Here is a 26697-nt window from a genome sequence, read left to right as displayed (position 1 = left end):
AAAAGAAGGTGCTGGTGACCCGGTTATACCCAGAGCCAGTCCTCATGACCCGGTTATACCCAGATTCTTGTCCGGCTCGACCCAGAACGCAGGTGATGGCAGTGCGACTCGGGCGTGGACAGGGCTTTCGCAGGTGGGTTGGTATGCCGTTCCCGATACGCTCCGGGCCGCTCAGGCCGAGTCTTTACGATCTGGAACAGCATGCCCAACCCACCCGCTAAACACATCAGGGAATACACCCAGCACGCAAAGGCCGCGCAGAGGGCAGGGGGACGGGACGAGCGGAGGTGGAGGGATGGGTGTGGATCGACTGTATCAGCGGAGGCGATTTGATATGCTCTGCAATCAAATCGCCGGAGCGAGGCCAAACGGCCCGAGTGTGTCGATCCACACCCATCCCTCCACCCCAAGCCCAGACACCTTTCCGCGCCCACAACCGTCCCATCCCGACAATCTGGGTCAAACCAGACAAGGTTCCGGGTCAAACAAGGTCATGACGGTCGGCTCTGGGTAAAACCATGTCACCAGCAACCTCTTTTCCGCCCCTAACCTACCCGGTTATACCCAGATCAACCGTTTACGTCAGAACGGGAAGGTGAGGGTGTGGTGACCGGCTGGGAGATCCTGAGGGGTGGAGCCGATCTCCACGGAAGCCGTAGTTCCCACCGGCACGTCGATTTCCACGGTCATCACGCGACCGGCGTCACCGTCGCTCACACTCCACGAGCAGGCGGCCAGGCCGTATGGCGTCATGTGGGATGTGGAGGCGTGGGTGATACCGCCGCCGGGCATGGGGGCCACGCGGAACCGCTTCCAGCCCGGCTCGACCGGCTCAAGTCCGCCGATCCGTGCATGCAGCCAGTGCGCCACCGAACCAAGCGCGTAATGGTTGAACGATGTCATGCCTCCAGGGTTCACTGTGCCGTCGGGCATCATCGAATCCCAGCGTTCCCATGTGGTGGTGGCACCCATCTTCACCTGATACAGCCAGCTCGGGCATTCGGTGGACAGCAGCAGCGCATACGCTTCGTCGTCATGCCCGGTACGGCTCAGCGCAGGCAGCACGTATGGCGTGCCGGCGAAGCCAGTCGCCACTTTGCCACCGGATTCGCGCACCAGCTGCGCCAGACGATCACCGGCCGCCGCCCGCAATGCATCGTCGTCGTCAAGCAGACCGAGCGCGATGGCGAGCGCGTACGCACACTGGGTGTCGGATGTCATGATGCCGTTCTCGCCGACGTATCGTCCGATGAATCCTCCGCGTACATGATCGTAGAGTTCACCGAATCGAATGGCGTCGGCCGGCTCGCCCAGTACGCTGGCCACGTCGGCGGCGATCCGGCAGCTTTGCGCGAAGAACGCGGTGGCGACGAGTTCCTTTTCGGTCATGGCGAGCATGGGGTTGTCCGGCGGGGCGGCCGGGTCGAGCCAGTCGCCGAGCTGACCGATGGCGAATTCCGGTCGTCGATCCCACACTCCGTCGTCGGACAGGTATCCGGCGACCTCGTCGATCCACGCGGTCATCAGCGGATAGGTGCGGCGCAACGCGTCCGTGTCGCCGCCGTCCATGTAGAGCGCCCACGGAACGGTGGCCGCGGCGTCGCCCCAGATGGCGATGGCCGCGCTTTGCGCCCATACGCCGAGCGGTACAAACGGCACGTAGAACGGTATGGTGCCATATCGCAACTGTTCGCCGCGCACGTCTTCGAGCCAGTTGGCGAGGAAGCTTTGCGTGTCGTACAGGTAGGTTGCGGTGGGAGCAAACAGGGAGATGTCACCGGTCCAGCCCATGCGTTCGTCGCGCTGCGGGCAGTCCATGGGAATGGAGACGAAGTTGGATCGCATGGACCATACGGCGTTTTCGTGCAGTCGGTTGATCATCGGGTCGGAGCATTCGAACCATCCGGCGCGTTCCATGTCCGTGTGGTAGACGCGGCAGTCGATGTCGTCGACGGTGAGTTCGCCTTTGTATCCTTCGATGCTGGCGTAGCGGAATCCGTGCATGGCGAAGCGCGGCTCCCACCAGGCGTCGGTGCCGTTGGATGTGTAGACATCACACTGCTGTCCGCGACGCAGGGTGCGGGTGGCGAGCGATCCGTCGGGGTTGAGAACCTCCACGTGGCGCATGGTGACGACGTCGCCGGAGTCGAGTCCACGCATGTGAACGCGCATGCGCTGCGAGCAGTTCTGTCCGAAGTCGATCAGCCAGCTGCCGTCGTCCCGTTTGGTGATCGATACGGGTTCGTCGCGTTCGATGGGCGACACAGGCGGCAGTTCGGCGTTGACGAGTTTGGCGGTGTCGTAGTGGACTTCGGCGACGTGCTTCCATGAGGAATCGTCGAAGCCGGGCATGGACCAGCCGGGTTGTTCGAGTCGGGCGTCGTACCGTTCGCCTTCGTAGAGGTCTGAGCAGACGATCGGGCCGGGCGTGACCTTCCATGTACGGTCCCACGAGTTGGAGAGGATTCGTTCGGTGCCGCCGTCGGGGTAGACGAGGTCGATCTGCGCGGCCACGCCGATCTTGTCGCCGTAGAAGTTGACCCATCCGCCGTCGAATCCGAGACGGCCACGCCACCAGCCGTCGCCCAGCCAGAAGCCGAGCGCGTTCGCTCCGGCGATAAGTCGGTCGGTGATGTCGAAGGTCCAGCAGTCCAGACGATCGGAGTAGACGGTCCAGCCTGGCAGCAGCGCATCGTCGGCGATGCGGACGCCGTTGATTTCCGCTTCGACCATGCCGAGTGCGGTGAGTGTGAGTCGGGCGGCGGCGGGCTTGTCACGCAGACTGATTTCTGCGCGGACAAGCGGCAGATGACGGTGATCGGTTTCCGGCTCCGCCCAGGACGGCCCCACGAAGTCGGCGAAATGATCGAAGTTCTCCAGTAGTGCGGTTTCGAATCGCAACGGCTCGGATACGGGAGAGAGTGGTTCACCGGATCGGCTCACGAGTCGCACGGTGGCGATTGCGGATTCGAAGGATGCGAGCGCCGGAAACGGCCATGTGCACAGGATGTTGTCACCAGCGGGAACGCGCGTCTCCTGTACGACAGGGTCGGTCGCACCCAACGTACGGCGTTCCACGTGAAACACGATTTCCGAGTCGGCCGGCGGCACGGTCTCGTAGTCCCATGACAGACGTGGAGTACCGGTCGGCAGACCGATCGTATCGCCATGGAAATGTTCGACGCGCAGTCGAGAAATCGTCTGTCCAGCCGGGGATATCAAGGATTCGGATTCGTTTGTCATGTCTCATCACTCCTTTGTGCACTACGACGGAATCGTCGTGGCCCGTGCATGATCGGGTCGTCCGACTCGCAATCACACACGTCGGTATTGCGTATACGTCTATCCGCCTATCCGCACGATCACAGTCAGCAGAACATGACGATGACGACAACCAGCGTCGACATGACGATATCCCGGCATGACCGGTCGTGAATCAGCGGATTATGGGGAGCAATGAAGTTGAGACCCACTATAACCGTCGCCGAATCGACGACACGCCGGACCATCAACGGATCAGCGGTAGCCGTCCCAGACGGGGGAGGGGAATAGGTAGTCGGCGTAGCGCTGCCATTCTGCGGGATAGTCAATCTCCGGATTGGCGAGCCAGCGGCCCTCCAGGCCATACATGGCCGCGTATGCCAGCATGTAGACCAGATGGCCGTCCACGCCGTCGGGCACCAGCCAGTCAGTGCTGTAGTAGCCGTCGGAGATGTCTTGCGTGCGGTGGACAAAGTAGTCATGTGCGGGATGACCGGGATACATTGATTCCGTGTTAAGCATTTCGAATAGCCGCACCAGTTCCGGCTGTTTCGAGTTCTGCTCGACCGTGACCCGCATTATCTCGGGAATGCGCGGACGATCGCCTTCACGAGGCCCGCCGGGTTTGAACTGCGCCAGATACTGGTTCGCCGCTCCGGTGTGGTCGTAGTAGCGTTGCAGCACCAGCATGAGCAGGTTCTGCTTGTTGAGGATTCGATGGATCACCGCGGTTTGCGAGACGCCTATTTCGCTGGCCACATCCTGCAGCGAGAAGCCGTTGTAGCCCTTTTCCCCGATGAGACGCACAGCCACGTCAAGGATCTGCTCGAGCCTGTCCTCGGCGCTCATGCGCGGGGTTCCCTTTGCTCCTGCCATCTGCCCCACCTTCCTCTGCCGTTCCGAACCGCACGTCCGCAACCGAGCATTCATGGTACCCGAGACCCACCATGCGCATCGCACGCAACCGAACGCAACCGCACATTTTCACAATTACCCTCAACCACCATTCCGCTAGTGTGATCACACTAAGGAAAGCCCATGAGCCCAAAACCGCCAAATCAAGCCATTCCTTTCATACCAACCCACGTTAGTGTGATCACACTAAGGAATTGCCTTCGCATGGCGCCCGCCGTCATGTCAACGCTCACAATTTTTTCAACACGCCTCATTTTTCAACGAAATTGACACATAAGTTACTTCACACTAACTTATAAGTTATCTGGTGATAACCACCAAATACCCACCGGAACAATGAAGTTGATATCGGAATAAACCAGTCAATAGGCCATAGGGAACCATCTCTATATCCGCACCGGCGTACCAGACGCCGATATACGCCAAGGAAGGTGTTGTCATGGAAGAGAAGACCGTCGCCATCGCCGACGACATCGCGCCCGACACCGGCAAACCGATGCCGAAATCCCAGATGATCCGCTTCGCCGCGGGCTTCATCATCTTCAACATCATGTGGATGATGGCCGGTTCGGCAGGTTCGTCGGTGCTGCTGCCGAACCGTTTCAACGATCTCAACATCGGCATGACCCCCGAGGCCATCCTCGCCTCGATGAACTCCATCGGCATCATCTTCGCACTGATCTCCAACGTGGTCTTCGGCGCGCTGTCCGACGCCACCCACGGCAAACTCGGCAAGCGCACCCCGTGGATCATCCCCGGCGGCATCATCGCCGGCATCGCCTACTACATGACGTCCACCGCCGTCACGCTCACCGGCATCGTCACATGGTGGTCCGTGCTGCAGGTCGGCCTGAACATGATGATCGCCCCGTGCGTCGCCATCCTCTCCGACCGCATTCCGCAGAAAATCCGCGGTACGCTTTCCGCCTTCTACGGCGTGGGCCAGATCGTCGGCCAGTCTCTCGGCGCGATCATCGGCGCCGCATTCGTGACCAACCCGCGCCCCGGATTCCTCATCGGCGTGGTGATCTGGGTGCTGACCGGCGTGGTCACCATCATCATTCTGCCGAAGGAACAGCCCGCCGTCGCCAAGGAAGGCGAATCGTTCAGCGTCAAGCAGATCGTCATGCAGTTCCGTCCGCCGATCGAAGGTGCCCGCGACTTCTACCTTGCTCTCGTCGGCCGTCTGCTCATGATCTTCGGATACAACATGATCATGGGGTATCAGCTCTACGTCTGCCAGAAGTACATCGGCCTGAGCACTACGGATGCGGCGGCCACCGTGTCCACCATGGCATCCATCGTCATGGTCGTATCCCTGATCTTCGCCCTGGCCGGCGGCCCGATCTCCGACAAGCTCGGCAAGCGCAAGCTGCCCGTGTTCGTCGCCTCCGCGATCATGGCCATCGGTCTGGTCGTGCCATGGCTCGCCCCGACGCGTACCAGCATGCTGATCTTCGCCGCCATCATGGCCGTCGGCTACGGCATCTACATGGCCGTCGATCAGGCGCTGAACGTGGACGTGCTGCCGAACCCGGACGATGCCGGCAAGGATCTGGGCATCCTCAACCTGGCCAACACCATCGGCCAGGTGATCGCCCCGATCGCCACTTCGTCCATCGTGATCGCCACCGGCTCCTACGCCCTCGCCTTCCCGGGTGCCATCGCGGCCGTCATGGCCGGCGCCGTGATCATCCTCTTCATCAAGAAGGCCAAGTAGGCCACCCGCGGTCGCCGAACCGGGCACCACAAGATACACGTCCCGCAACGCCCGGCACGGCGACCGCTCCAGACTTTCCTTGTTTCTCCCTTTCCCAAGGCCCGACTGCCACAAGCGGTCGGGCCTTTTCACGCAACAATGGTTACCACTAGTGTGATCACACTAAGGTAGAGCGGCCATAGGTCACAGGCCACAGCGGTCACAGCACGCCGGCGGCGGATAGTACCTCGTGCTCAAAGCGGTACGCATCCGCATCATACGAAGCACCGCCGCCCTGAAAGCGCAGCGCACCGTATGCATCGTTATCATCCGCGCTCGGCGAGGTCAATGAACCGTCGGTGATGAAACGAACCCAGGTGTCATGCATGGCATCGGCCAACGGCTGCGAGGCGCCCGCGCCCAGTACGTTGGTCACGTTCTCCGCATCGAGCAGATTGAACGCATACGGAATCTCCTCGCAATGCGCGCTGACGTTCGAGATCGACGACATCTGCGCGAAGTCGTATGCCCACGTGCGCGAACCTGCGCCCGACCGCGCACGCAGAGCGGCCAGATACGCCAATCCCACGCGGAACGTCCACGCGGTGACGAACTGTCCGGCGACGCGATCCTCGCCGATGCGCAGCACACCATTGGCGAACCGTCGGATCGGCTTCTCGGAAATCCCGGCCTTGGCCAGTGCCGCGCAGACGTCGTCCAGTGACGGCCCGCCCGGCATGGGGAAGGAGAATTCGTTGCGGTTGGACCCCATGAACAGCGCCACGTCCGAGCCCATGCCGTTGCGGAACGCATCCCACTGCGTTTCCGGCAGCACGTCGCCGTCCGCCACCGGCACGAAGATCATGCCGTTGTCACAGATCGATCCGCCGCGCAGGGCGTCGATCAGTGAATCAGCATCGACGACATTCCCGGGAACACCTTCGGCGTGGTTCACTTCGCGCTCGTTGTCGAGAATCGTCTCGGCCCCGACCGTGAGCCACGCCTCGCGCGTAGGTTCCACGCCGATCCGCTCGGCGAGCGCACGCCCGCCAGCCACCGCCTGCTCGGCGGTGGGCGTGCCGAACGCACCGGATTCACTGATCGCACCGCGGAACAGTCCATGCGCGCGCGGCGAGGCGAGCAGGGCGAGCACGCTGCCGCCGCCGGCTGACTGACCGCCGATCGTCACGCGGTCGGGGTCGCCGCCAAACGCGACGATGTTGTCCTGCACCCATTCAAGTGCGGCGATCTGGTCGAGTAGACCACGGTTGAGCGGCGCCCCGTCCATCCAGCCGAAGCCGTCGAATCCGAGTCGGTACGAGATGGTCACGGTCACCACACCGCTGGCGTTGAACGCGCGGCCGTTATACCACGGGGATGCGGGGGATCCGGCGAAGTAGCCGCCACCGTGGATCCACACATAGACGGGCAGGTGGGCGTCGCGGTCGTTCGGCGCGGGTGTGAACACGTTGACGTTGAGCGTGGATTCGCCGGGAATCGATGGTTCGGGAATCGTGACGATGGGACTGCCGAACGGTCGTCGCTGCGGAGTGGGACCGTACGCCATGGCCGGGCGGACGCCATCCCACGGTTCAGGCGCTGTCGGTGCCGCGAATCGTCGGGGTCCGACGGGTGCCGCCGCGAATGGAATGCCGAGGTAGGCCGCGGACGAACCGGTCTGCCAATAGCCCTGCACCTTGCCGCCCGTAGTGGCTATCACGGGCGCCATGTGATAGGGGAGCGCGGTGGTGGCTGTCAAAGTGGCCGACGCAATCATCGACGCTGATGTCATAGTCATGATTCCTTTCTTGTGTGGAGCCGGTATCCACCATCTACGATCACCGTGCCGACGCGATCAACGGCGGCACGACTGACGACAGCGCTGCCGTCATACGTCATATAGAGGAACACGTGATAATCGTAGACGAACTCAACCAGACACGACTATGTGAAACACGACTGTGATTCTCGGTCGATATCGGATCAACAACGATTTTGTCAAAGAACTTGTTTCATGTTTCACGTGAAACAATGCGTTCTCACACCGATCCGAGAGAACGGCACAAGAACGCATTGATGCTGCCATCGCTATCTCGCCGTGAAACGCCGAATGCCGACCGTCAGCGGCAGCCAGCGTCAGCGGACTTCGAAGGTGGCGCTGTTGAGGTCGTCACGACGACTGGAGTGGCCGATCAGCAGTTCGAATTCGCCGGGTTCGACGAAGCGTCGGGCGTCGGAGCCAACGATCGAGCAGTCGGCGACGGGGATCTCGAATTCCACGGTCTTGGTTTCGCCCGGCTCGAGTTCCACGCGGCGGAACGCCTTGAGTTCGCGATCGGTCCAGCTGACGGATGTGACCACGTCACTCACGTAGGCCTGCACGACCTCCACGCCGGCATGGTCGCCGGTATTCGTCACGTCGACATGGGCGTGAATCATATCGTCCGCACCGAACGGGGTATCACCGTTCTCGATCACGACGTCGCCGTAGTCAAACGTGGTGTAGCTCAGGCCCTCGCCGAACGCGAACGCCGGGTCCTGCGTCAGATCGGCGTAGCGATCGCCGTGCTGGCCGCGGATCTGGTTGTAGTACACGGGCAGCTGTCCGGCGTGACGCGGGAATGTGATCGGCAGACGGCCGCTCGGATCGGTGATGCCGAGGATGATCTCGGCAATCGCCTGGCCACCCTTCATGCCCGGGCTCGGCGCCCACAGGATCGAGCCGGCACCGGCCTCCGGATCGTTCACGCGCTTGGCGAAGACGCCGTTCTCACCCACGATGCTGGCCGGCAGAATCTGCGGCTTGGAACTCATGAGCACCACGACCAGCGGCTTGCCTGTTTCACGTGAAACATCGGCGAGCGCATCGAGCAGCGCGTTCTGTCCGCCGAGCAGATCAAGCGTGGCGGTGGAGCAGGTCTCACCGATCAGCTGTACCACGTCGCCGACTACTGCCACGATCAGATCGGCCTTGCGCGCGTTGGCCACGGCTTCGTCGAGCAGCTGCTGATCAACGGCTGCGGAAACGCCGATCTTCGGACGGGGCTGTCCGTCGGGGTAGAGTTCACCGGCAGGATCGGTGACAAGGTCGACCACATTCGCGCCGCGGGAATACGTGACCGTCCAATCATCCGGCACCAGCGATTCGAAGGCATCCTTGACGGTGGTGATGGTCTCGCGCGGATGTCCGTCGGGCATCCAGGTCACCTGACCGGAGCTGCCGGCCCAGTCGCCGAGCTGATTCTGCGCGTCGTCGGCGAGCGGGCCGACCACCGCGATGGTCTTTCCGGTTCCGTCGGCGGTCACGTCGAACGGCAGTGCGCCATCGTTGCGCAGCAGCGCGACCGACTGACGGGCCAGTTCCAGATTGGCTTCGCCGTGCGCCTCCGAACCGATGACGGCCTTGATACGCTCGGCGTCCGGCAGACGCGGGTCCTCGAACAGCCCCAGATGGAACTTGAGCGCCAGAATGCGTGCCACGGCGGAATCGAGTTCCTCCTCGGTGAGCATGCCGTTCTGGATTGCCTCATAGGCGCCCTCGTAGAACTGCGGCGTGGTCATGACCAGATCGTTGCCGGCCTTCACGGCGGCCGCGGCGGCGTGCGCGAAGTCGGGCTGTACCTTCTGCTCCCACACGGAGCGACCCACGTTGTCCCAGTCGGTGATCAGCGTGCCCTTGTAGCCCCATTCGCCGCGCAGCACGTCGGACAGCAGCCACTTGTTGAACGTGACGGGCGTGCCCTCGATCGACTCGTAACCGAGCATGAACGTGCCGCAGCCCTCCTTCGCCACACGCTCGAACGGCGGCAGGAACCAGGATGCCAGCTTGCGGTGCGAAAGATCCGCCTCGGATGCGTCACGACCACCCTGCGTTTCGGAATAGCCGGCGAAATGCTTGGCGGTGGCCAGGATGGCGTCCTTATCGAGGCTGCCGGACGTGGCCGGACCCTTCTGATAGCCGCGGACCATGGCCGAGGCCATTTCGCCGATCAGATGCGGGTCCTCACCGAACGTCTCGCCCACACGTCCCCAGCGGGTGTCGCGCGCGATGCACAGCACGGGTGAGAAGGTCCAGTGCACGCCGGTAGACGCACCTTCCTCCGCGGTCACACGCGCGGCCTTCTCCACGAGTTCCGGATTCCACGAGACGGCCATGCCGAGCTGTTCGGGAAAGATGGTGGCTCCGGGATAGAACGAGTAGCCGTGAATCAGATCCTCGCCGATGATCAGCGGGATCTGCAGTCGCGTCTGCTTGACGAGATCGGCCGCACGATACAGGTTCTCAGGGCTGGTGTGCAGGATAGAGCCGACGTTCACGCGCAGGATCTCATCGTCAAGATCGCCACGGGCGTCGAGCTGCATCATCTGGCCGATCTTTTCCTTAAGCGTCATGCGGCCCAGCAGGTCGGCGATGCGTTCGTCCACGCTCAACGACGGATCGCGGAACGGCATGGCGGAGGTGTCTTCCGGTACGATGTTCGGCGTATCGGTGTGAGTGGTTTCGTTGGCGGTCATGCGTGTCCTTCCTCGTCGAAGTGTGAAATTCTTCCGAACGATCGACTGTGTTGGGTACGACTGTGTTGTGTACGGCAGGCATTCAGTTTATCTAACAACCATTCGGTAAGTAAAAGTATATATCAGCGCCACGCATGACACACCATAATCACGCCATAATCAGCCAAAAAGAAGCGGCGCTTCTCCGGGAAGAAGAAGCGCCGCGGAACATAACCGATAGGCCAATCAAGAATCAGATGTCGACGTTGACGACCGTCGGCACTCGGACGCCAACGACTCAACGCCGACGATCAGCCAGGAATCAGACGCCGACCGATCAGGCGGTCGCCTTGGCGTACTCGTCCAGTAGGAACGCCGTGGACTTCTTGCCGGTCTCACCGAGCAGCGTGGTCAGGCTGTTGATCGGCATGGAGTTGAGGAACATGTCCATCATGTCGTTCTTCGGCAGCGCGGGCAGCTCGCCGGACTCACCCTTGACGTACATTTCGGCCACGATCGGCCCACCGATCGGATCGGCCTTCCACTCACCGAAGGTGGACCACTCGTCAAGCGGCAGCGACTTGCCATCGCCGTCGAGGTCGACCACGCCGGTGGCCACGATGTCGCGGGAGCTCACGCCCACCTCGACCATGTACTCGCCGGACTCCACATGCCAGTCGTTGAACTTCTCGGACCAGTAGGCGAATGCACGATCGTCGAGATCAACGGTCACGGTCTTCGACTCGCCGGCCTTGAGGAACACCTTGACGAAACCCTTGAGCTCGTGCTTCGGACGGGCGACATCGGCTTTGCCCGGAGCCACGTACACCTGCACGACTTCAGCGCCGTCCACATCGGACGTATTGGTCACAGTGGCGGTGACGGACGCGGTGTTCGCGCCGGTCTTGGCCACGGTCACATCGGCGATCTCGAAGCTCGCGTAGCTCAGGCCATAGCCGAACGGGTAGGCCACTTCCTTGCCGTAGGTGTCGTAGTAGCGGTAACCGACGAACACGCCCTCACCATAGTCGACATGACCTTCCTCACCCGGCCAGTTGAGCATGGACGGATCGTCGAGAATGTCCATCGGAATGGTCTGGGACAGCTTACCGGACGGGCTCTGCACGCCGAAGATCACATCGGCCATGGCCGGGCCGCCGCATTGGCCGAGCAGCCAGGTCTCGAGGATGCCCTTGGCGTGATCGCGCCACGGCGCCACGGAGACGACGGAACCGTTGGACAGCACCACCACGACGTTCGCGTTGGCGGCGGCGACCTCCTTGAGCAGATCGATCTGCTTGGCGGGGATGTCGAGCGACTCACGGTCGAAGCCCTCGGACTCGGCGGCCTCGGGCAGACCGAGGAACAGCAGCACCACGTCGGCACCCTTGGCGGCGTCCACGGCCTCGGCGGTCAACGCCGGATCCTGCGGCTCGTCGGCGAAGGTGAAGCCCGGCGCAAAGGCGGCGTCAATGCCGCGCTCCTCGAGGGTGTCGAGGAAGCCGGTCATCTTGGTGGGCATGATGTGCGAGGAGCCGCCGCCCTGGTAGCGCGGGGAGCGCGCGAACTCGCCGATCACGGCGACCTTGGCGTCCGCGGCCACAGGCAGCACGGCGTCATCGTTCTTCAGCATCACGATGGATTCCACGGCGGCCTGACGCGCGATGTCATCATGGGCGTCCACGTCGAAGCGGTAGCCCTCGATACTCATGGCGGCACGGGACTTGTTCACCAGATCGATCATGCCCTGGGCCATACGGTCGAGCTGTTCGGGCTGGATACGGCCGTCGCGTGCGGCGTACACGATCTGATCGTCGGTGTAGCTCGGCGGCATCTCCAGATTCAGACCGGCGTTCAGGGAGGCCACGCGATCATGCGCGGCACCCCAGTCGGACATCACAATGCCCTTGAATCCCCATTCGTCGCGCAGCACGTCAGTGAGCAGCCAGCGGTTCTGGGAGGAGTGCACGCCGTTGATCTTGTTGTAGGAGCACATGATGGTCCACGGCTGAGCGTCCTTGACGATGTGCTCGAAGGCCGGGAAGTAGATCTCACGCAGCGCGCGCTGGGAGACACGGGCATCCACACGCAGACGATCGGTCTCCTGATTGTTCACGGCGAAATGCTTGAGCGAGGTGCCCACGCCCTTGGACTGCACACCCTTGACCAGGCCTGCGGCTTCATGGCCGGCCAGGAACGGATCCTCGGACCAGTACTCGAAGCAGCGGCCGCCCAGCGGGTTGCGCTTGATGTTCACGCCGGGGCCGAGGATGACGGCCACCTTCTCCTGAATGCATTCCTCGCCCATGGCCTCGCCCACTTGGAACGCCAGATCCGGATTCCATGCGCTCGACAGGCCGGCCGCCGGCGGGAAGCAGGTGGCGGGCACGGAGTCGTTGAGATCGGTCTCACCGGTGCTGACGGCGTTGGCCTTGCGCAGTCCGTGGGGACCGTCGGTGATCATGTATCCCGGGATGCCCTTGTGCTCCACACCCTGCAGATGCCATGCGTCGCCGCCCGAAGTCAGGCTCGCCTTCTCCTCGAGGGTCAGATCGTTGACGTTGGGGTAGGTGTTTTCGCTCATCGTGCCTCGTTTCCTGATACGACGTCGGCCTCAATGCCGCCGTCGGCGTTGGGTTTGGTTGCGGTTGCCGTAAACGTGGACCCTGTTGATTCCGATCTCGACAACGAAATCACAAACCAACCGGTTGGTAAAATCAATATATCACGTCATAAGTTACGACACGCTAACTGACACGCCAGCCGTCGATGCGCAGATCCCGTCAGCGCGAATACCATCCGCATATTTCATTCCACCGGCCTACCAACCGAACGGTACGGATTATGATGGATAGGCAGTGACGCAAAGAGCCGGTCCCGTCAAGACACCGCAACGGTCAGACGAATGCCAAACGATCATGAGAGAGGATCGAGAGGAACGGGGACGCGGCCAAGGAAAGGACAAACACCCATGACTGCAGCGACCGCGATGGAGACCACCGGCAGCACGCGCACCCGTACCACCAACCGAGAACCGGACCGCCGGGAGAAGATCCTCGCCGCAACCATCGAATACTTCGGCACACTCGGCTACTACGGCACCTCCATCCAGAAGATCGCCACCGAAGTCGGACTCACCAAGGCCGGCGTACTGCACTATGTGGGCAGCAAGGAAGGTCTGCTCGAACTCGTGCTCACCGAGATGTACGACAAGGAGACCAACGAACTGCTCGCCTCGCTCGAGCACGCCGAAAAGCCGTCGATCGCCGCCATGTTCCGCGAGAACGTTGCCATCAACATCAAGCGCCCGAAGCTGGTACATATGTTCTCCACGCTGAGCGCCGAGGCACTTGACCCGAATCATCCAGCCCATGACTACTTCGCCGCCCGCGAGCGCAACGGTGTGGAACAGGCGATGAGGATCGACTGGGCCGTGCCGGATGGCGTGGATGCGGCCGATGTGCTGCTCGCCGGGTTCAGCATGATGGATGGCGTGCAGTTGCGCTGGCTGCGCACTCCCGGTCAGGATTTCGCCGCCATGTGGTCGCATTGCGAAGACGTCCTGTTCCCGCTGCCGCTGTGGGAAGGGTATCGCTGATTCCGCTGATTTTTGCCGCCTGACGTCCGTTCATCATAACCGGCAATCTCCGTTGCACGACCGTTCACTTTCTCCCTGCATAGCGTTTCACGGCAATCGTCGCCGCATACAGACTCATACAATGGGCAGGGAGAGGAATCAATCGCACTGAGGCATGACAACCGAGACATGACAACCGAGACATGCAATCAGGCAACGCAAAGGAGCACAGCATGAGCACGATTTCCACCGAGGATCTGATCATCAAGGCCATCGAGGCCCGCGAACTGTCATATTCCCCGTACTCGCACTTCCAGGTCGGCGCGGCGCTCGAGGCCGCCGACGGCACGGTGTACACGGGCTGCAACATCGAGAACATGGGCTTCGCGCCCACCATCTGCGCGGAACGTACGGCATGCGCCAAGGCCGTGTCGGAGGGACATCACGAGTTCACGCGCATCGTGGTCGTCGGCAGCGCCAAGGGTCCGATCACCGCGTTCTGTTCGCCGTGCGGCATGTGCCGCGAGTTCCTGTGCGAGTTCTGCGAGCGCGATTTCCAGATCATTCTGGCCATCAGCCCCACCGAATACAAGACGTACACGCTTGACGAGCTGTACCCGCTGACCGAGAAGCCAGTGTTCGACACCGACGATCCGTTCAAGGGCGCGTTCGGCGGCAAGTGAGTCGTCCGAAGCCGGCTGATAGCCGCTGATCTCCCGGACTACAGCCGGCTTTTCACCACATCGGCGATCGTCACGCCGCCGAGTATGGCCATGATCGCGCCGGACACCAGTCCGAGTATGCGCTGCGAACGCTCATTGCGCAGTCGGCTGGCGAAGAACGATGCCGCATACGCCACGGTGGTGAGCACGATCACGCTTTCCACGAAATGCACCATGCCGAGTGAGATGCCCATCTCAAGATTGCCCACGCCGGGCACCAAGAACTGCGGAATGATGGCGATGTAGAACACACCGATCTTGGGGTTGAAGAAGTCGGTGAGGAAACCACGCCAGAATGACTGCGCGCATTCCCGAAAATTCGAGGTACGCATGGCCGCTGACACCCCGGCGACACCGGCGTCAGCGCCGGCAGATTCACCTGTCGCCGATTGAACGGCACCGTTCTTCTCCCCAGTATCGGTCTTCTTCCGGGCCATGCTGAACGCCAGATAGAACAGGTACAGGCCGCCGAGTACACGGATCGCGTCATAAGCCATGGGGAACGCGTTGATGAGCGCGGCCAGACCGACCGCAGCGGCGACGGCCCATACCAGCACACCGCAGGAGATGCCCCACACCGCGGCGATGCCACGGGCGCGCGTGGTGTTGATCGTCTCATGTAGCACCATCATCATGTCAAGTCCCGGCACCAAGGCCATGGATCCCGCCACCAGAGCGAACCCGATCAGCGCCTGCATGTAGGTCATTGTCGTCTCCGAATCCCTTATGATCGCGCACTCTTGGAATATCGATTCATAGAGTGCGCGACGAAGTCTGTCGCCATCGATGCGCGATCACGCGCGCATACCCTTGGCATCATACCGTTTCGGGAAATCTCACAGCAGAACGGCGTTCCGCGCACTCTTCGGTCTTCCAAGCGTTGAGTGCGCGGTCGACCTATCGCACACTCACGCCACGGGCAGGCTTTCGTCCGCCTGATAGTCGAAGAAGTCGAAGTCGGCGGTGCGCTCGTGCAGCGCGGCGTCGGTGCAGGCGATGCCGACCATGGTTCCCGTGAATTCGCCGTACTTGCAGTATTCGTCGGAGAACGTGGTGGTGTCGAAGTCCGGTCCGATGCGCTGCCAGTCGTCACCGTCGTAACTCCACGCGAACCACGTCCGTCGCCCGTCCACGGTCACCCGCAGGTAAAGCGGACGATCGTCCACGGCGGTTCGGGTATCCACCATTTCGGTCTTCTCACCGTTTTCGAGCCGGGTCAGGGAGATCGCGGGACCACCGAGCGTTTCGGACCAGTACTTGCTCAAGAAGATGTTGTTCATGTTGTCGTAGTAGAGCACGAGTCCGGCGTGATGCTGATACACCTCCGGCGCGAAGTCCATCTTCGTGGTGACGGCGGCGTGCACGCTGGTGAGCTTGCGTGCGAGCAGGCTCACCCGATTGAGCGAGGCGAGTGACTCCTGACCGCGCAGTCGCACCCATCCGGGGCGTTCGCCCACGGTAGCGAACGATCCGGGCATGATGCGTGGCGCGTAGTACCAATTGCCAAGTTCCGCATCATCAAAATCATCAAACGATGGGGTTTCACGCACCGGCACGTCGGGCAGATTCGGCTCTTCCACGTCGAGTTTGGCCAGATTCGAGCCGTCGGCCATGCGCAGCCATCCGTCGTCGGTCCACGTCATCTTCTGGATGGCGGTTTCACGGCCGAGCGTGCACCGCAGCTCCGGCACGAACGGACGACTCGTCAGGTGAACCAGATACGTTTCGCCGTTCGGCAGATCCACGTAGGAACCGTGACCGGACTTCTGCAGCACCGAATCAGGGTTGAAATAGCGGGGCTTGAGATGATCGTCGTCGGCGCGTTCGTTGGATTCGACCGGCTGTGAGGTGACGAGCGGACCGTTGGGATCCGGCTCGTACGGCCCCCACACGTTGCGGGAGCGCCCCATGGTCACCGCGTGATTGTATCCGGTACCGCCTTCCGCGCACATGAGGTAGTACCATCCGTTGCGCTTGGTCAGATGCGGCGCTTCGATGCATCCACGGTCGGTGGCTCCACGCCAGATACGTTTCGGATAGCCGATCACATGCTTGGCTTCGGGATCGTATTCGACCAGACAGATCACGCCCGGCTTTTCGTAGCCTTCGCGGGTCTCCCATTCCAGCGAGACGATGTATTTGCGCCCGTCGTCATCGTGCAGGATGGACGCGTCGAAGCCGGACGACGTGAGGTACACCGGTTCGCTCCACGGCCCTTCGATCGAGGGCGCGGTGATGAGGTAGTTCTCCACGTCGAAGTAGCGCGCGTTCATCGAGTTCATCACACCGTAGACCACGGTGAACAGACCGGCCTGCTCGTCGTAGGTGAGGCAGGGGGCCCAGATGCCCTTGGCGCTGGGCAGTTTAGTGAGGTTCGGGTTGGTGTCGTCGGTGAGCACGTGGGTGAGCAGCTCCCAGTGCTTCATGTCGCGCGAATGGTAGATGGGGATGCCTGGCATCCATTCGAAGGTGGATACGGCGATGTAGTAGTCATCGCCCTTGCGGCAGATGGCGGGGTCCGGATTGAATCCGGGGAGGATGGGATTGTGCAGCATCGTTGCCTAGCGCTCCTTAGATTGGATGATATTCGACAGTGCGGTGGTTGATCGTCTGTTCGATGGTTCAATGGTTTCGACAGTGCGGCGCGACGTTCAGCGATGGTCGACGGGGAACCAGTCCTGCGCCACGCATCGGCCCAGGTCCCATGCGTCCCAGCCGATCCATCCGGGGGTGTTCACGGTGTCGGTGAACAGTTTGTAGTTCCAGTAGTAGTAGCCGGAGCCCTTGCTCCACGCCTCCAGCTGGGATGCGGCTACGCCCTGATACAGGTCGCGCTTCTCCTGCGGGGTGAGGCTTTCCACGGCCGCGCCTTCCTCGCCGTTGAGTACCGACTGTCCGCCGTGCGTGTCCACGCCGCAGCCGACCGAATTGAACAGGCACCATTCGCCGACGATCACGGGGAAGTATGCGCTCATTTCCTCGATCATCGGCGCGTAGGTGTTGCGTACAAAGTTGTCGTAGCCTTCCGCGGTTTGCGGGCATCCCATCATTTCGGCGGTCATCAGGTACTGATGGGTGTCGAGGATCACGTTCTTGAATTCGTTGCCGTCACGCATGAAGTCCTTCCACTGCCAGATGTCGAATCCGTCGTGGAAGACCACGGCCTTGTCTTCGGGAAGGTGGGCGCGCAGACGATGGTAGGCGGTCACGTAGAAGTCCTTGAGCCAATCGAAAGCGATGGGACCGGTGCCGGTGGCCAGTTCGGCGTCCACGGCGGGATATCGTTCGGTCACATCCATCATCGACCATGAGGTGGTGGTGTTCGGCTCGTTGATGATCTCGATGCCCATCAACGATTCGCGCGTACCGTAGCGCTGGGCGAGTCGTTCGAGCACGGTGAGTACGAATTCCACTTCGTCGGGCAGCTGCGCCCACTTGCACACGCCGCTGATGCCGCCGTTGTCGAATCCGTTCTGACTCATCGGCGCGGTGTGCAGGTCGATGAGGATAGTCAGTCCGTATTTGTCGGCCCAGTTGAACGCCTTGTCGAGTTCGTCGATGCAGCCGATGAACGGCGGCCGATCACCGAAGATGAAGTACGGCACGGGAATGCGCACGGAGTTGAGGCCCCACGACCGGATGGTGGCGAAATCGCGTTCGGTGATGTATTCGGCGCGATGCGTGCGGATGCGCGCCTCGTATACGTCGGAAGAGAGCTGGGTGGGCAGATAGTACTCGTCGTCGGCTGTGGTGCCGTCGAACAGGGCGGGGTTCATCCACTTTTCCAGCACCAGCCAGTTGCCGAGGTTGACGCCCTTGATGTAGGGAAGGGCGGAGGCGGGGGATTGTGTGGAATCGGTTGCGGTCAGGGTCATCATTGCTCCATTCGTGTGAGTCTTGCGAGGTTCAGACTGCGTAGACGGGGTGTCATCATCGACGGGGACGGCCGCGGTGATGTCATCGTTTCAGCCGCCATCAACGTTATCTACTTGTTGTTAGATAACAATAGTATGTGCCATTCGTTTTTATTTGTCAAATCAAAAAATTAATTACTTTCACCTCAACGACGACTGCGATCACCTATCGCGATACCACCGAAAACCAACGGGGCATCATCCTCGCAACAGACTCCGGCAACATCACCGTCTCACGACTCGTCACAGACAAGAACGGCCCCGCCATTACGGCGGGGCCATAAGCTACGGCAGCCGACACCACCTATGGGCAATCATCGAATCGATCACTTGACGCCCTTGATGATCTGGATGAAGAAGCAGCCGATGATGGCCAGCGCGATCGACACGGGGAACGCGAACGTGTAGCCGAGGTTGACCACGATGGCGCTCATGATGATCGGGCCGCACATCTGGCCGAGCGTGGTGGCCAGATTGAGGATGCCGAGATCCTTGCCGGCCTCCTCCTTGTTCGGCAGCACGTCGACGAGCAGCGCCTGGTCGACCGCGGAGTAGACGGCGTAGCCAAGACCAGCGATGCCGGCGAACAGGTACATGCCCATCGAGGAGGGGAAGATCCACGGCATGGCGATGCCGATGGCGAACAGCACGGATGCGACGATGACGGGCACCTTACGACGGCCGATGAGATCGGACACCGGGCCGGAGATGAACGAACCGACGAGCGAGACGACCATGATGATCGAGGAGACGACGGAGATGGTGACGGCGGACTGCTGCACGCTCTGACCGATGTAGTTCTGGATGATGTACAGCTGGTACACGCTGATCATCTGGTAGCTGACGAGCATGCAGAAACGGCCGGCGAACGCCTTGTAGAAGTCATGAGCGGTGGAGAACTTCGGCGGGCGGAAGCTCATGAGCACGTCCTTGACGGAGCCCTCCTCCTTGGGCAGGTAGTCGGCGGACTGTTCGCGCGGCATGATGATCACAGCGACCACACCGCCGAGGAACATGAGCACGCCGGCGACAGCGAAGCCGGGGATCAGGTTGGTGATGAACAGAGCGCCGATCATGGTGCCGATGGGTGCACCGATGGTGGAACCGGCACCGTAGAACGCGCTCATGGTGCCACGCACGCCGGAGGGCACGCGATCGGAGAGGATGGCGACCAGCGGGGCGATCATGCAGTTGAGGCCGAACATGCAGGCGCAGTAGAAGATGGTGAGCAACACGGCGTTATGCGTGGTGCCGGTGAGGAACAGCGTCACGCCGCCGAGCAGGGCGCCGAACACGATCCACGGGGTACGGCGACCGAAGCGGGAACGGGAGCGGTCGGAGAAGTTGCCGAACATCAGGTTGGAGACCAGCGATGCGACGGCAGTGAACGAGTTGACGATGCCGACGAGCGCCTCGGGGTTGGCGCCTTCGATGGCCTTGTAATGCTCGGGCAGCAGCACGGCGGAAACAATGCCGAGACCGCTCATCCACAGGATGCCGAAGATCAGGAAGCCCGCACCAAAGCGGAACAGCGTGGATTTGGCGACCGGTTTGCCGGTTTCGGGGGAGAGCGAGGGATCCTTGCCAGCGGCGGCGATCGCGGCGTTATGCGCGGCGAGCCGTTCCTCTTTGGACAGTGTTGCAGTAGCGGCCATTGTCATGAACCTTCCTTGACTACCTTTGCTTCAGTCTTCTTCGACATGCTCAGCGCGTAGATGACGCGCATATGGCGGAGCGATTCGTTCCGAACTTCACCGTCCGTCCGGCTGTTCGCCCGAGTGATGGTCGATGCACATCATTCGTTATCGACCACCTGTTAGATAACCATACAGTACGACACGCCGACAACGTTCGTCAATCCAGAAAACAAATTAAAGATGATATGTACAAACGTACATAAATCGTTGCATTATGAGCGTTTTTGATCACCGCACTCAAACAACCAACATCGCCATATTAATATCTATTAGATATTCAATAAAAACTCACCAGATGGAATCGTATGGCACACAATACGACGATGGCCCGGATCATCAACGATCCGGGCCATCGTCACTTCAGCGTTCGTCAAGAAACGTTCGTCAAGTCGCCGCCAGTCGGAATATCACCGATACGCATCCCACACCGGGGACGGGAACAGTATGCGCTCGAACGCAAGCCACTCGTCGTAATAGTCGATCGGCGGCTCACGCAACCAGCGCAACTGGACGCCATCCATCGCCTCCAGCACCATGCGTACGGTCTGCCGCATGTTCTCCCATCCGCCCACCTCCGGCGGGAGCTTCCACGGATACGCGGAATACGTCCCCCATACGTTGGATTCATGGTTCATGTAGTAGTCATGCAATGGATGCTGCTCATTGAGCGCCTCGGACCCCAGTACCATGAACAGCTGTGCCATGGTCCGTCGCGCCGCGTTGTGACGCACCAGATACCGCAGATAGGCAGGGAAATGCGGAGCCTCGGGGTCACTGCCCGGCAAACCGGATTTCAGAAACTCATCCGGAGTGCCAGACGTGTCGTACACGTCGGTGATCAACAGGGACAGCAGCCCCTCCTTATTGCCGATGTAATGCAGCAGCCCCGGCTGGCTGATCCCCACTTCGTCAGCGACGTCCTTCAGCGAAATGCCGTTATATCCCCGTTCGCTGATGAGCTTGAGCGCCGCCTGTTCGATCTCCGCCTTGCGCTCCTCGGAAGCCTTGCGGATCTTCTTTTTCCTCGCCTCAACCATGCGCACCAGATTACCGCACGCGCCTTTACCTCCGTTGACGTTCCACACCACCACAGACCGAACATGCCGGCCGAAGGGACTGGCCGCGAAAACGGACCACGCACCCTACGCTCGGAAAAAGCCCTCCCGCGCGCGAGAGATGCGCAGATATCCTTCGCGCGTATTGTTCAGATGATCCCGAATCGCCGCAGCCGCGGCCTCCTCGTCGCCGCCGAGCACGGCGTCGATGATCGCCACATGTTCTCGATATGAGGCGATGATACGTTCGGGCTCCACAACCGAGAAGAATCGGATGCGCTGACTCTGCGTCATGAGCGTGCCCATTAGCGAGATCAGGTACCGGCTGCCGGCCTTATGCGCGAAGTACATGTGAAACGTGTAGTCGAAATCATGCCCGAATGAGTCGGTCTCCGCATTCGGATCACCGATGCGGGCCATCATCGCCGCACGGAATTCCTCAAGATCGACACGATCCACGCGAGGCATCGCCAGATGCAACAGATATGGTTCGATGAGCAGACGAATGTCGAGCATGTCTTGGAAGTCAGCGAGTGATATCTGGTTGACGATCACGCCGCGCGAGGGGAAGATGCTCACCAGATGTTCCTCGGCGAGCTTGTTGACCGCGTCGCGCACCGGCATGCGACTGAAGCCGAGCTCGGCTGCGACGCGTTTCTCATCCAACGCCTCACCGGGTTTGATATGGCAGAGCACGATCTGTTCACGCAGATAGTTGTATGCCCGGTCGCGCTTGCTTTCCGCCATGGTTTCTGTCCCGCCTGTCCGCCGTGATTTCCAGCCTCTCAGTGTATACGAGGCATACGAGTCCGTCCCCGCTATGTTCGCCGTTCCGCCCAGACCATGCCGCATACATCCTTAGTGTGATCACACTAACCAAACCGGCCCCACACCTAACATCCTTAGTGTGATCACACTAGCGAATACGGATCTCAGCAACTCCGTCAGCGATCCAGCACGCCGGCGTACGAGATGCCCAGCCGGTCGCAGATGCCGCGCAGTTCCATCACGGTCTTGCGGTACAGCGGCACACCATGCGCCATGCGATCCGCATACGCCTCGGCCTCCTTGTCGCCGTGCACATAGATGCGCTTGCCCGGCACCGCGTGCAGATGCCGAATCTCGTCCAGATATTCGGCGAAGTTGCGCAGAATCGTATCGACGTCGCCGAAGATGTGCGGGTCGATCGCCATGAATCCATGACTGATGCCTTCCACGGGGGTGCCAATCGCCGTACGATCGGTGGTTGCCCCCTGCGAGACAATGCCGGAGAAGAATTCGACGAGCACGGAGAACCCGTAGCCTTTGTGCCCACCCGTGTATTCGCTGTTACCGCCGGTGGCAAGCAGTCCGGCCTCGTTGTTGTATCGCATAAGCCGACCGAGCGCATCGGTGGAATCGTAGATCGGCTGATTGTCCGGGTCGACGACCCATGCGGCCGGAGTGTCCTTGCGCTGCTTGGAGTAGAGCTCCACCTTGCCGTAGGCCACCACGGACGTACTGGCGTCGAAGAAGAACGGGTGCGGCTCGGAGGGGATCGCGCATGCGATGGGGTTTGTGCCCAGCCATACGTCGTTGGAGTACAGCGGGTAGACGGCGGGTTCAGTGTTGGTCACCGAAAAGCCGATCAACCCTTGTTCAGCGGCCAGATTGGCATAGTATCCGGCCGCGCCATAATGACAGGAGTGCCGTACTGCGGCGATGGCCATGCCCGTTTTCCTTGCCTTGGCGATGGTCATATCCATGGCTTGACGGCCGTTGAGCTGTCCCATGCGTCGATGGCCGTCGATGATCGTGCTCACCGGGGTGTCCACCACGACTTCGGAGTGCGCGTCCGGGTCGATTTTGTCGCCCATCTGGGCATCGTAAAGCTGGAACCGCTGCAGGCCATGTGAGTCGATGCCGTGAGTGTCAGCGAAGGACAGCACGTCAGCAACGACGTCACCGTCATGAGCGTCCAGACCGTAGCCTTGCACGATTCTACTGGTCAGTTCGCGCAGTGCGGCCGCGTCGTATCGATGCCGATCGCCGGCGGCTTCGGCCGGCCCGTCGTTGATGTTCGACTGCACTGTCACGTTCATCGCGCACGTGGGTGGCACCGTCGGCGGATCCGTCGCAACGGCCGGTTGTGGATCGGTGTTCGTGATGCTTTCGGCACTCATGATCGTTCTCCTTCGACAACGCTGATCATCATGACCGATATTGGGTAGAAAAGGACAGCGGTTCACGACCGACGGCGTCGTCGTATCGTCACCATTTCCATATCCAACCGATATATCGGTTGGATAACACATTACGCGCACAGCACCTGTCACCGATATTCCGTTTCCATCAGTTGCATGCCCTTCGCCGACCCATCCGCCCACTCACACACCAGTCGACTACACAACAATCCATGCCACACGCAACACCACACGCAATGGTCCGTAGCACCATATCGCCCATGGCGATACTGGGCTACGGACCGTGGACGTTTTCCCCCTCGCCGATTACATTCGTAGTATCTTTATGCAATTAGGGATGCCGAATCATCGGCGCATCGGGGGAATGCTGCAAGGCACAGGTACAGCCATGCACCACCGTTATGCATGCGATGATTCGCCCGCCCGCATTCCATGAGCATGTGCGCCAGCACAACCGAACACGCACAAACAACTGAACACCGAAACAACCGGCCAGCGAACACGCCGTCCAGCACGGTCCTGCCCAATACCAAACTCGGGCAACGGACTGTGCACTCAGATGGGATTCTGGTAGACAGAAACCACGTCAATGTCGGAATAACGCCGCGCACGCGTGAGCAACCGTCACGACAGATGACGACCGTTCGCTTTCAAGGAGGAGAGTCATGCCAGACTTCACCAACCCATTGCGCAACCCGCATGACCTGCGACTGCCACGCATCGCAGGCCCGTGCTCGTTGGTCATCTTCGGCGTGACCGGCGATCTCGCCAAGAAGAAGCTGCTGCCCGCGGTCTATGATCTGACCAACCGCGGTCTGCTGCCCGCAGGATTCGCACTGATCGGCTTCGGTCGCCGCGACTGGACCGACGAGCATTTCGCCAAGTATGTGGAGGAGTGCGTACGCGCCCGTTGCCGTACGCCGTTCAACGAGGCCACCTTCGCGCAGCTGGCGTCCGGTCTGCGCTTCGTCTCCGGCGCGTTCGACGATTCCGATGCGTTCACCCGCCTGTCCAACACCGTGTCCGACCTCGACCGCGACCGTGGCACCCGCGGCAATCACGCCTTCTACATGTCCGTGCCGCCGAGCGCGTTCCCGGTGGTCTCCCGTCAGCTCGCCGCATCCGGTCTGGCCAAGTCGCCCGAGGGTGCGTGGCGTCGTGTGGTCATCGAGAAGCCGTTCGGCCATGATCTGGCCAGTGCCCAGGAGCTCGACCGCGTGGTGTCCGAAGTGTTCGATCCGAATTCCGTGTTCCGCATCGATCACTACCTCGGCAAGGAGACCGTGCAGAACCTGCTCGCCCTGCGTTTCGCGAACATGATGTTCGAGCCGGTGTGGAACGCGAACTACGTCGACCACGTGCAGATCACCATGGCCGAGGACTTCGGCATCGGTTCGCGTGCCGGCTACTTCGACGGCATCGGCATTGCGCGTGACGTGATCCAGAACCATCTGCTGCAGCTGTTCGCACTCACCGCCATGGAAGAGCCGGTCTCGTTCTCCGCCGCCGATCTGGCCGCCGAGAAGACCAAGGTGCTTTCCGCCGTGCGCCTGCCAAAGGACCTGAGCCATCACACCGCGCGAGGCCAGTACTCGGGCGGCTGGCAGGGCTCCGAAAAGGTCGTCGGCTATCTCGAAGAGCGTGGCGTGGACCCAAAGTCCACCACCGAAACGTATGCGGCCGTTCGTCTGGACGTCGACACCCGCCGTTGGGCCGGTGTGCCGTTCTATCTGCGTACCGGCAAGCGTCTGGGCAAGCGCGTGTCCGAGATCGCCGTGATGTTCAAGCGCGCGCCGCACCTGCCGTTCGAAACCACCGCCACGCGTGAGCTCGGCTCGAACGCCGTGGTGATTCGCGTGCAACCCGACGAGGGCGTGACGCTGCGCTTCGGCGCCAAGGTGCCGGGCACCGCCATGGAGGTGCGCGACGTGAACATGGACTTCAGCTACGGCAGCTCCTTCACCGAGTCGTCGCCGGAGGCCTACGAACGTCTGATCCTGGACGTGCTGCTTGGTGATCCGCCGCTGTTCCCGACCACCAAGGAAGTGGATCTCAGCTGGCAGATCCTCGACCCGATCGAAGAGTACTGGGCCACGCTCGGTCAGCCGCAGCAGTACCGTGCCGGCACGTGGGGTCCTGCGGAAGCCGACGAGATGCTCGCCGCCGACGGTCGCGCCTGGCGACTGCCGTGATCAGCGGAACCGCGAAACCGACCAAACAGGCGCATGAGAACGAAACGATGAGCGAACAATGATCGTTGAACTGCCGAACAGCACCACGGCCGAGATCTCGCGTCGTATCGATCAGCTGCACAAGGAACGCGGCGAGTCCGCGCAGAGCCGTGTGCTCACCCTGCTGATCTCCACCGACGAGGAGCATCTGGAAGAGGTCGTAGAGACCGCCAACACCGCCAGCCGTGAGCATCCGTGCCGCGTGATCGCACTGGTCGCGCATCCGGAGATCACCGAGTCCCGTCTTGACGCGCAGGTGCGATTCGGTGCCGACGCCGGTGCGGGCGAGGTGATCGTACTGCGTCCGACGAACGGCCTGACCCGTCATCTTGACACTTTGGTGATTCCGCTGCTGGTCCCCGATTCGCCGATCGTGGCATGGTGGCCGTCCAAGGCACCGGAGAATCTGGCCGAGGACCCGATCGGCCGCATGGCCACGAGCCGTGTCACCGACGCGATGGAGTCGCCGAATCCGGAGGCGCTGTTTACCGCGCTGCGTGCCAACTGGTCGCCGCGCGATACCGATATGTCGTGGACCAGCCTGACCGTGTGGCGCGGCGTGCTGGCCTCCATGCTCGATCAGCCGCCGTATCTGCCCGTCGAGTCGGTGGTGGTCCGCGGCGGTAATCGCCTGTGTGTGGACCTTCTGGCGTCCTGGCTGGCTGTGGCGTTGCAGGCGCCGACCCGCATCGAGCGCACGGAGGAGGACACGCTGATGGGTGTGTACTTCCATCGTGAGGATGGCATCACCAGCCTTGAGCGCGGTGAGAAGACCACGGCGATCATCAGCCAGCCGGGACAGGCCGAACAGCGCATCTCCCTGCCGCGTCGTTCGATGGTCGAATGCCTGAGTGAGGAATTGCGTCGACTTGATCCCGACGAGGAGTACGCCGAGGTCATCACCAAGGGCTGGCGCATGGTCGATCACTACTGATCTACTGATCTACTG

General features: G+C 61.3%; 17 protein-coding genes. 5 read left to right on the top strand and 12 right to left on the bottom strand.

Features of this window, described 5'->3' with window-relative positions; all coding sequences use genetic code 11:
* Window positions 1–582 precede the first annotated feature (582 nt).
* Both EP30_RS07060 and EP30_RS07055 read right to left on the bottom strand, forming a co-directional pair.
* Window positions 583–3243: an alpha-L-rhamnosidase gene (locus EP30_RS07060; protein ID WP_140557299.1), complete on the bottom strand. Its 2661-nt coding sequence runs from the start codon at window positions 3241–3243 to the stop codon at window positions 583–585.
* A gap of 273 nt (window positions 3244–3516) precedes the next feature.
* Window positions 3517–4137, bottom strand: coding sequence for a TetR/AcrR family transcriptional regulator (locus EP30_RS07055; protein ID WP_258185413.1), 621 nt, complete (start codon window positions 4135–4137; stop codon window positions 3517–3519).
* Between the two features lie 478 nt (window positions 4138–4615).
* On the opposite strand from EP30_RS07055, the gene EP30_RS07050 reads away from it, so the two are divergent.
* Window positions 4616–5896: an MFS transporter gene (locus EP30_RS07050; protein WP_140557295.1), complete on the top strand. Its 1281-nt coding sequence runs from the start codon at window positions 4616–4618 to the stop codon at window positions 5894–5896.
* A gap of 199 nt (window positions 5897–6095) precedes the next feature.
* Here EP30_RS07050 and EP30_RS07045 read toward each other — a convergent pair whose 3' ends face one another.
* The 3 genes from EP30_RS07045 to EP30_RS07035 all read right to left on the bottom strand — a co-directional run bounded on the left by EP30_RS07045 (window position 6096) and on the right by EP30_RS07035 (window position 12953).
* Window positions 6096–7673: a carboxylesterase/lipase family protein gene (locus EP30_RS07045; protein WP_219846800.1), complete on the bottom strand. Its 1578-nt coding sequence runs from the start codon at window positions 7671–7673 to the stop codon at window positions 6096–6098.
* Between the two features lie 338 nt (window positions 7674–8011).
* Window positions 8012–10327, bottom strand: coding sequence for a glycoside hydrolase family 3 N-terminal domain-containing protein (locus EP30_RS07040; RefSeq protein WP_375137743.1), 2316 nt, complete (start codon window positions 10325–10327; stop codon window positions 8012–8014).
* Window positions 10328–10706: 379 nt separating this feature from the next.
* Complete coding sequence (locus tag EP30_RS07035) at window positions 10707–12953, bottom strand: exo-alpha-(1->6)-L-arabinopyranosidase (protein ID WP_140557291.1); 2247 nt, start codon at window positions 12951–12953, stop codon at window positions 10707–10709.
* 387 nt (window positions 12954–13340) lie between these two features.
* Here EP30_RS07035 and EP30_RS07030 point away from each other — a divergent pair, with 387 nt between their 5' ends.
* A complete protein-coding gene (locus tag EP30_RS07030) occupies window positions 13341–13967 on the top strand; it encodes a TetR/AcrR family transcriptional regulator (RefSeq protein WP_258185412.1) in 627 nt (208 codons plus the stop codon).
* 212 nt (window positions 13968–14179) lie between these two features.
* Window positions 14180–14629: a cytidine deaminase gene (gene cdd / locus EP30_RS07025; protein ID WP_140557289.1), complete on the top strand. Its 450-nt coding sequence runs from the start codon at window positions 14180–14182 to the stop codon at window positions 14627–14629.
* Between the two features lie 38 nt (window positions 14630–14667).
* On the opposite strand, the gene EP30_RS07020 is transcribed toward cdd, so the two are convergent.
* From EP30_RS07020 to EP30_RS06990, 7 genes are all read right to left on the bottom strand, one after another.
* The gene (locus EP30_RS07020; RefSeq protein WP_140557287.1) at window positions 14668–15375 is read right to left on the bottom strand and encodes a LysE family translocator; all 708 of its coding nucleotides are present in this window, start codon (window positions 15373–15375) and stop codon (window positions 14668–14670) included.
* Window positions 15376–15576: 201 nt separating this feature from the next.
* The gene (locus tag EP30_RS07015) at window positions 15577–17223 is read right to left on the bottom strand and encodes a glycoside hydrolase family 43 protein (RefSeq protein WP_140557285.1); all 1647 of its coding nucleotides are present in this window, start codon (window positions 17221–17223) and stop codon (window positions 15577–15579) included.
* Between the two features lie 96 nt (window positions 17224–17319).
* A complete protein-coding gene (locus EP30_RS07010) occupies window positions 17320–18546 on the bottom strand; it encodes a glycoside hydrolase family 5 protein (RefSeq protein ID WP_258185410.1) in 1227 nt (408 codons plus the stop codon).
* A 362-nt stretch (window positions 18547–18908) separates the two neighbouring features.
* Window positions 18909–20243: an MFS transporter gene (locus tag EP30_RS07005; RefSeq protein ID WP_258185409.1), complete on the bottom strand. Its 1335-nt coding sequence runs from the start codon at window positions 20241–20243 to the stop codon at window positions 18909–18911.
* Between the two features lie 443 nt (window positions 20244–20686).
* Complete coding sequence (locus tag EP30_RS07000; RefSeq protein ID WP_140557283.1) at window positions 20687–21316, bottom strand: TetR/AcrR family transcriptional regulator; 630 nt, start codon at window positions 21314–21316, stop codon at window positions 20687–20689.
* A gap of 105 nt (window positions 21317–21421) precedes the next feature.
* Entirely contained in the window at window positions 21422–22081 is a 660-nt protein-coding gene (locus EP30_RS06995) for a GntR family transcriptional regulator (protein ID WP_181160834.1), read from the bottom strand.
* Window positions 22082–22278: 197 nt separating this feature from the next.
* Window positions 22279–23496 (bottom strand): Ldh family oxidoreductase, encoded by a 1218-nt coding sequence (locus tag EP30_RS06990; protein ID WP_181160833.1) that lies wholly within the window; start codon window positions 23494–23496, stop codon window positions 22279–22281.
* Window positions 23497–24182: 686 nt separating this feature from the next.
* Between EP30_RS06990 and zwf the strand changes: the two genes are divergently transcribed.
* Window positions 24183–25709: a glucose-6-phosphate dehydrogenase gene (zwf, locus tag EP30_RS06985; protein WP_140557277.1), complete on the top strand. Its 1527-nt coding sequence runs from the start codon at window positions 24183–24185 to the stop codon at window positions 25707–25709.
* 58 nt (window positions 25710–25767) lie between these two features.
* Window positions 25768–26682 carry a glucose-6-phosphate dehydrogenase assembly protein OpcA gene (locus EP30_RS06980; protein WP_094664736.1) on the top strand — a complete coding sequence of 305 codons (915 nt, stop codon included), beginning with the start codon at window positions 25768–25770 and terminating at the stop codon, window positions 26680–26682.
* Window positions 26683–26697: the final 15 nt, after the last annotated feature.

It is taken from the genome of Bifidobacterium sp. UTCIF-39 (assembly GCF_006408715.1).
Lineage (GTDB): Bacteria > Actinomycetota > Actinomycetes > Actinomycetales > Bifidobacteriaceae > Galliscardovia > Galliscardovia tissieri.
Note: the sequence above shows the minus strand (reverse complement) of the source record. Positions and strands in the feature narration are given on the sequence as shown.

Coding starts and splice junctions, on each gene's coding strand:
- EP30_RS07010 (WP_258185410.1), bottom strand. CDS start 18,546: ATGATGACCCTGACCGCAACCGATTCCACACAATCCCCCGCCTCCGCC.
- EP30_RS07015 (WP_140557285.1), bottom strand. CDS start 17,223: ATGCTGCACAATCCCATCCTCCCCGGATTCAATCCGGACCCCGCCATC.
- EP30_RS07005 (WP_258185409.1), bottom strand. CDS start 20,243: ATGACAATGGCCGCTACTGCAACACTGTCCAAAGAGGAACGGCTCGCC.
- EP30_RS07055 (WP_258185413.1), bottom strand. CDS start 4,137: ATGGCAGGAGCAAAGGGAACCCCGCGCATGAGCGCCGAGGACAGGCTC.
- EP30_RS07045 (WP_219846800.1), bottom strand. CDS start 7,673: ATGACTATGACATCAGCGTCGATGATTGCGTCGGCCACTTTGACAGCC.
- cdd (WP_140557289.1), top strand. CDS start 14,180: ATGAGCACGATTTCCACCGAGGATCTGATCATCAAGGCCATCGAGGCC.
- EP30_RS06995 (WP_181160834.1), bottom strand. CDS start 22,081: ATGGCGGAAAGCAAGCGCGACCGGGCATACAACTATCTGCGTGAACAG.
- EP30_RS07035 (WP_140557291.1), bottom strand. CDS start 12,953: ATGAGCGAAAACACCTACCCCAACGTCAACGATCTGACCCTCGAGGAG.
- EP30_RS07040 (WP_375137743.1), bottom strand. CDS start 10,327: ATGCCGTTCCGCGATCCGTCGTTGAGCGTGGACGAACGCATCGCCGAC.
- EP30_RS07050 (WP_140557295.1), top strand. CDS start 4,616: ATGGAAGAGAAGACCGTCGCCATCGCCGACGACATCGCGCCCGACACC.
- EP30_RS07020 (WP_140557287.1), bottom strand. CDS start 15,375: ATGACCTACATGCAGGCGCTGATCGGGTTCGCTCTGGTGGCGGGATCC.
- EP30_RS07030 (WP_258185412.1), top strand. CDS start 13,341: ATGACTGCAGCGACCGCGATGGAGACCACCGGCAGCACGCGCACCCGT.
- EP30_RS06980 (WP_094664736.1), top strand. CDS start 25,768: ATGATCGTTGAACTGCCGAACAGCACCACGGCCGAGATCTCGCGTCGT.
- EP30_RS06990 (WP_181160833.1), bottom strand. CDS start 23,496: ATGAGTGCCGAAAGCATCACGAACACCGATCCACAACCGGCCGTTGCG.
- EP30_RS07000 (WP_140557283.1), bottom strand. CDS start 21,316: ATGGTTGAGGCGAGGAAAAAGAAGATCCGCAAGGCTTCCGAGGAGCGC.
- zwf (WP_140557277.1), top strand. CDS start 24,183: ATGCCAGACTTCACCAACCCATTGCGCAACCCGCATGACCTGCGACTG.
- EP30_RS07060 (WP_140557299.1), bottom strand. CDS start 3,243: ATGACAAACGAATCCGAATCCTTGATATCCCCGGCTGGACAGACGATT.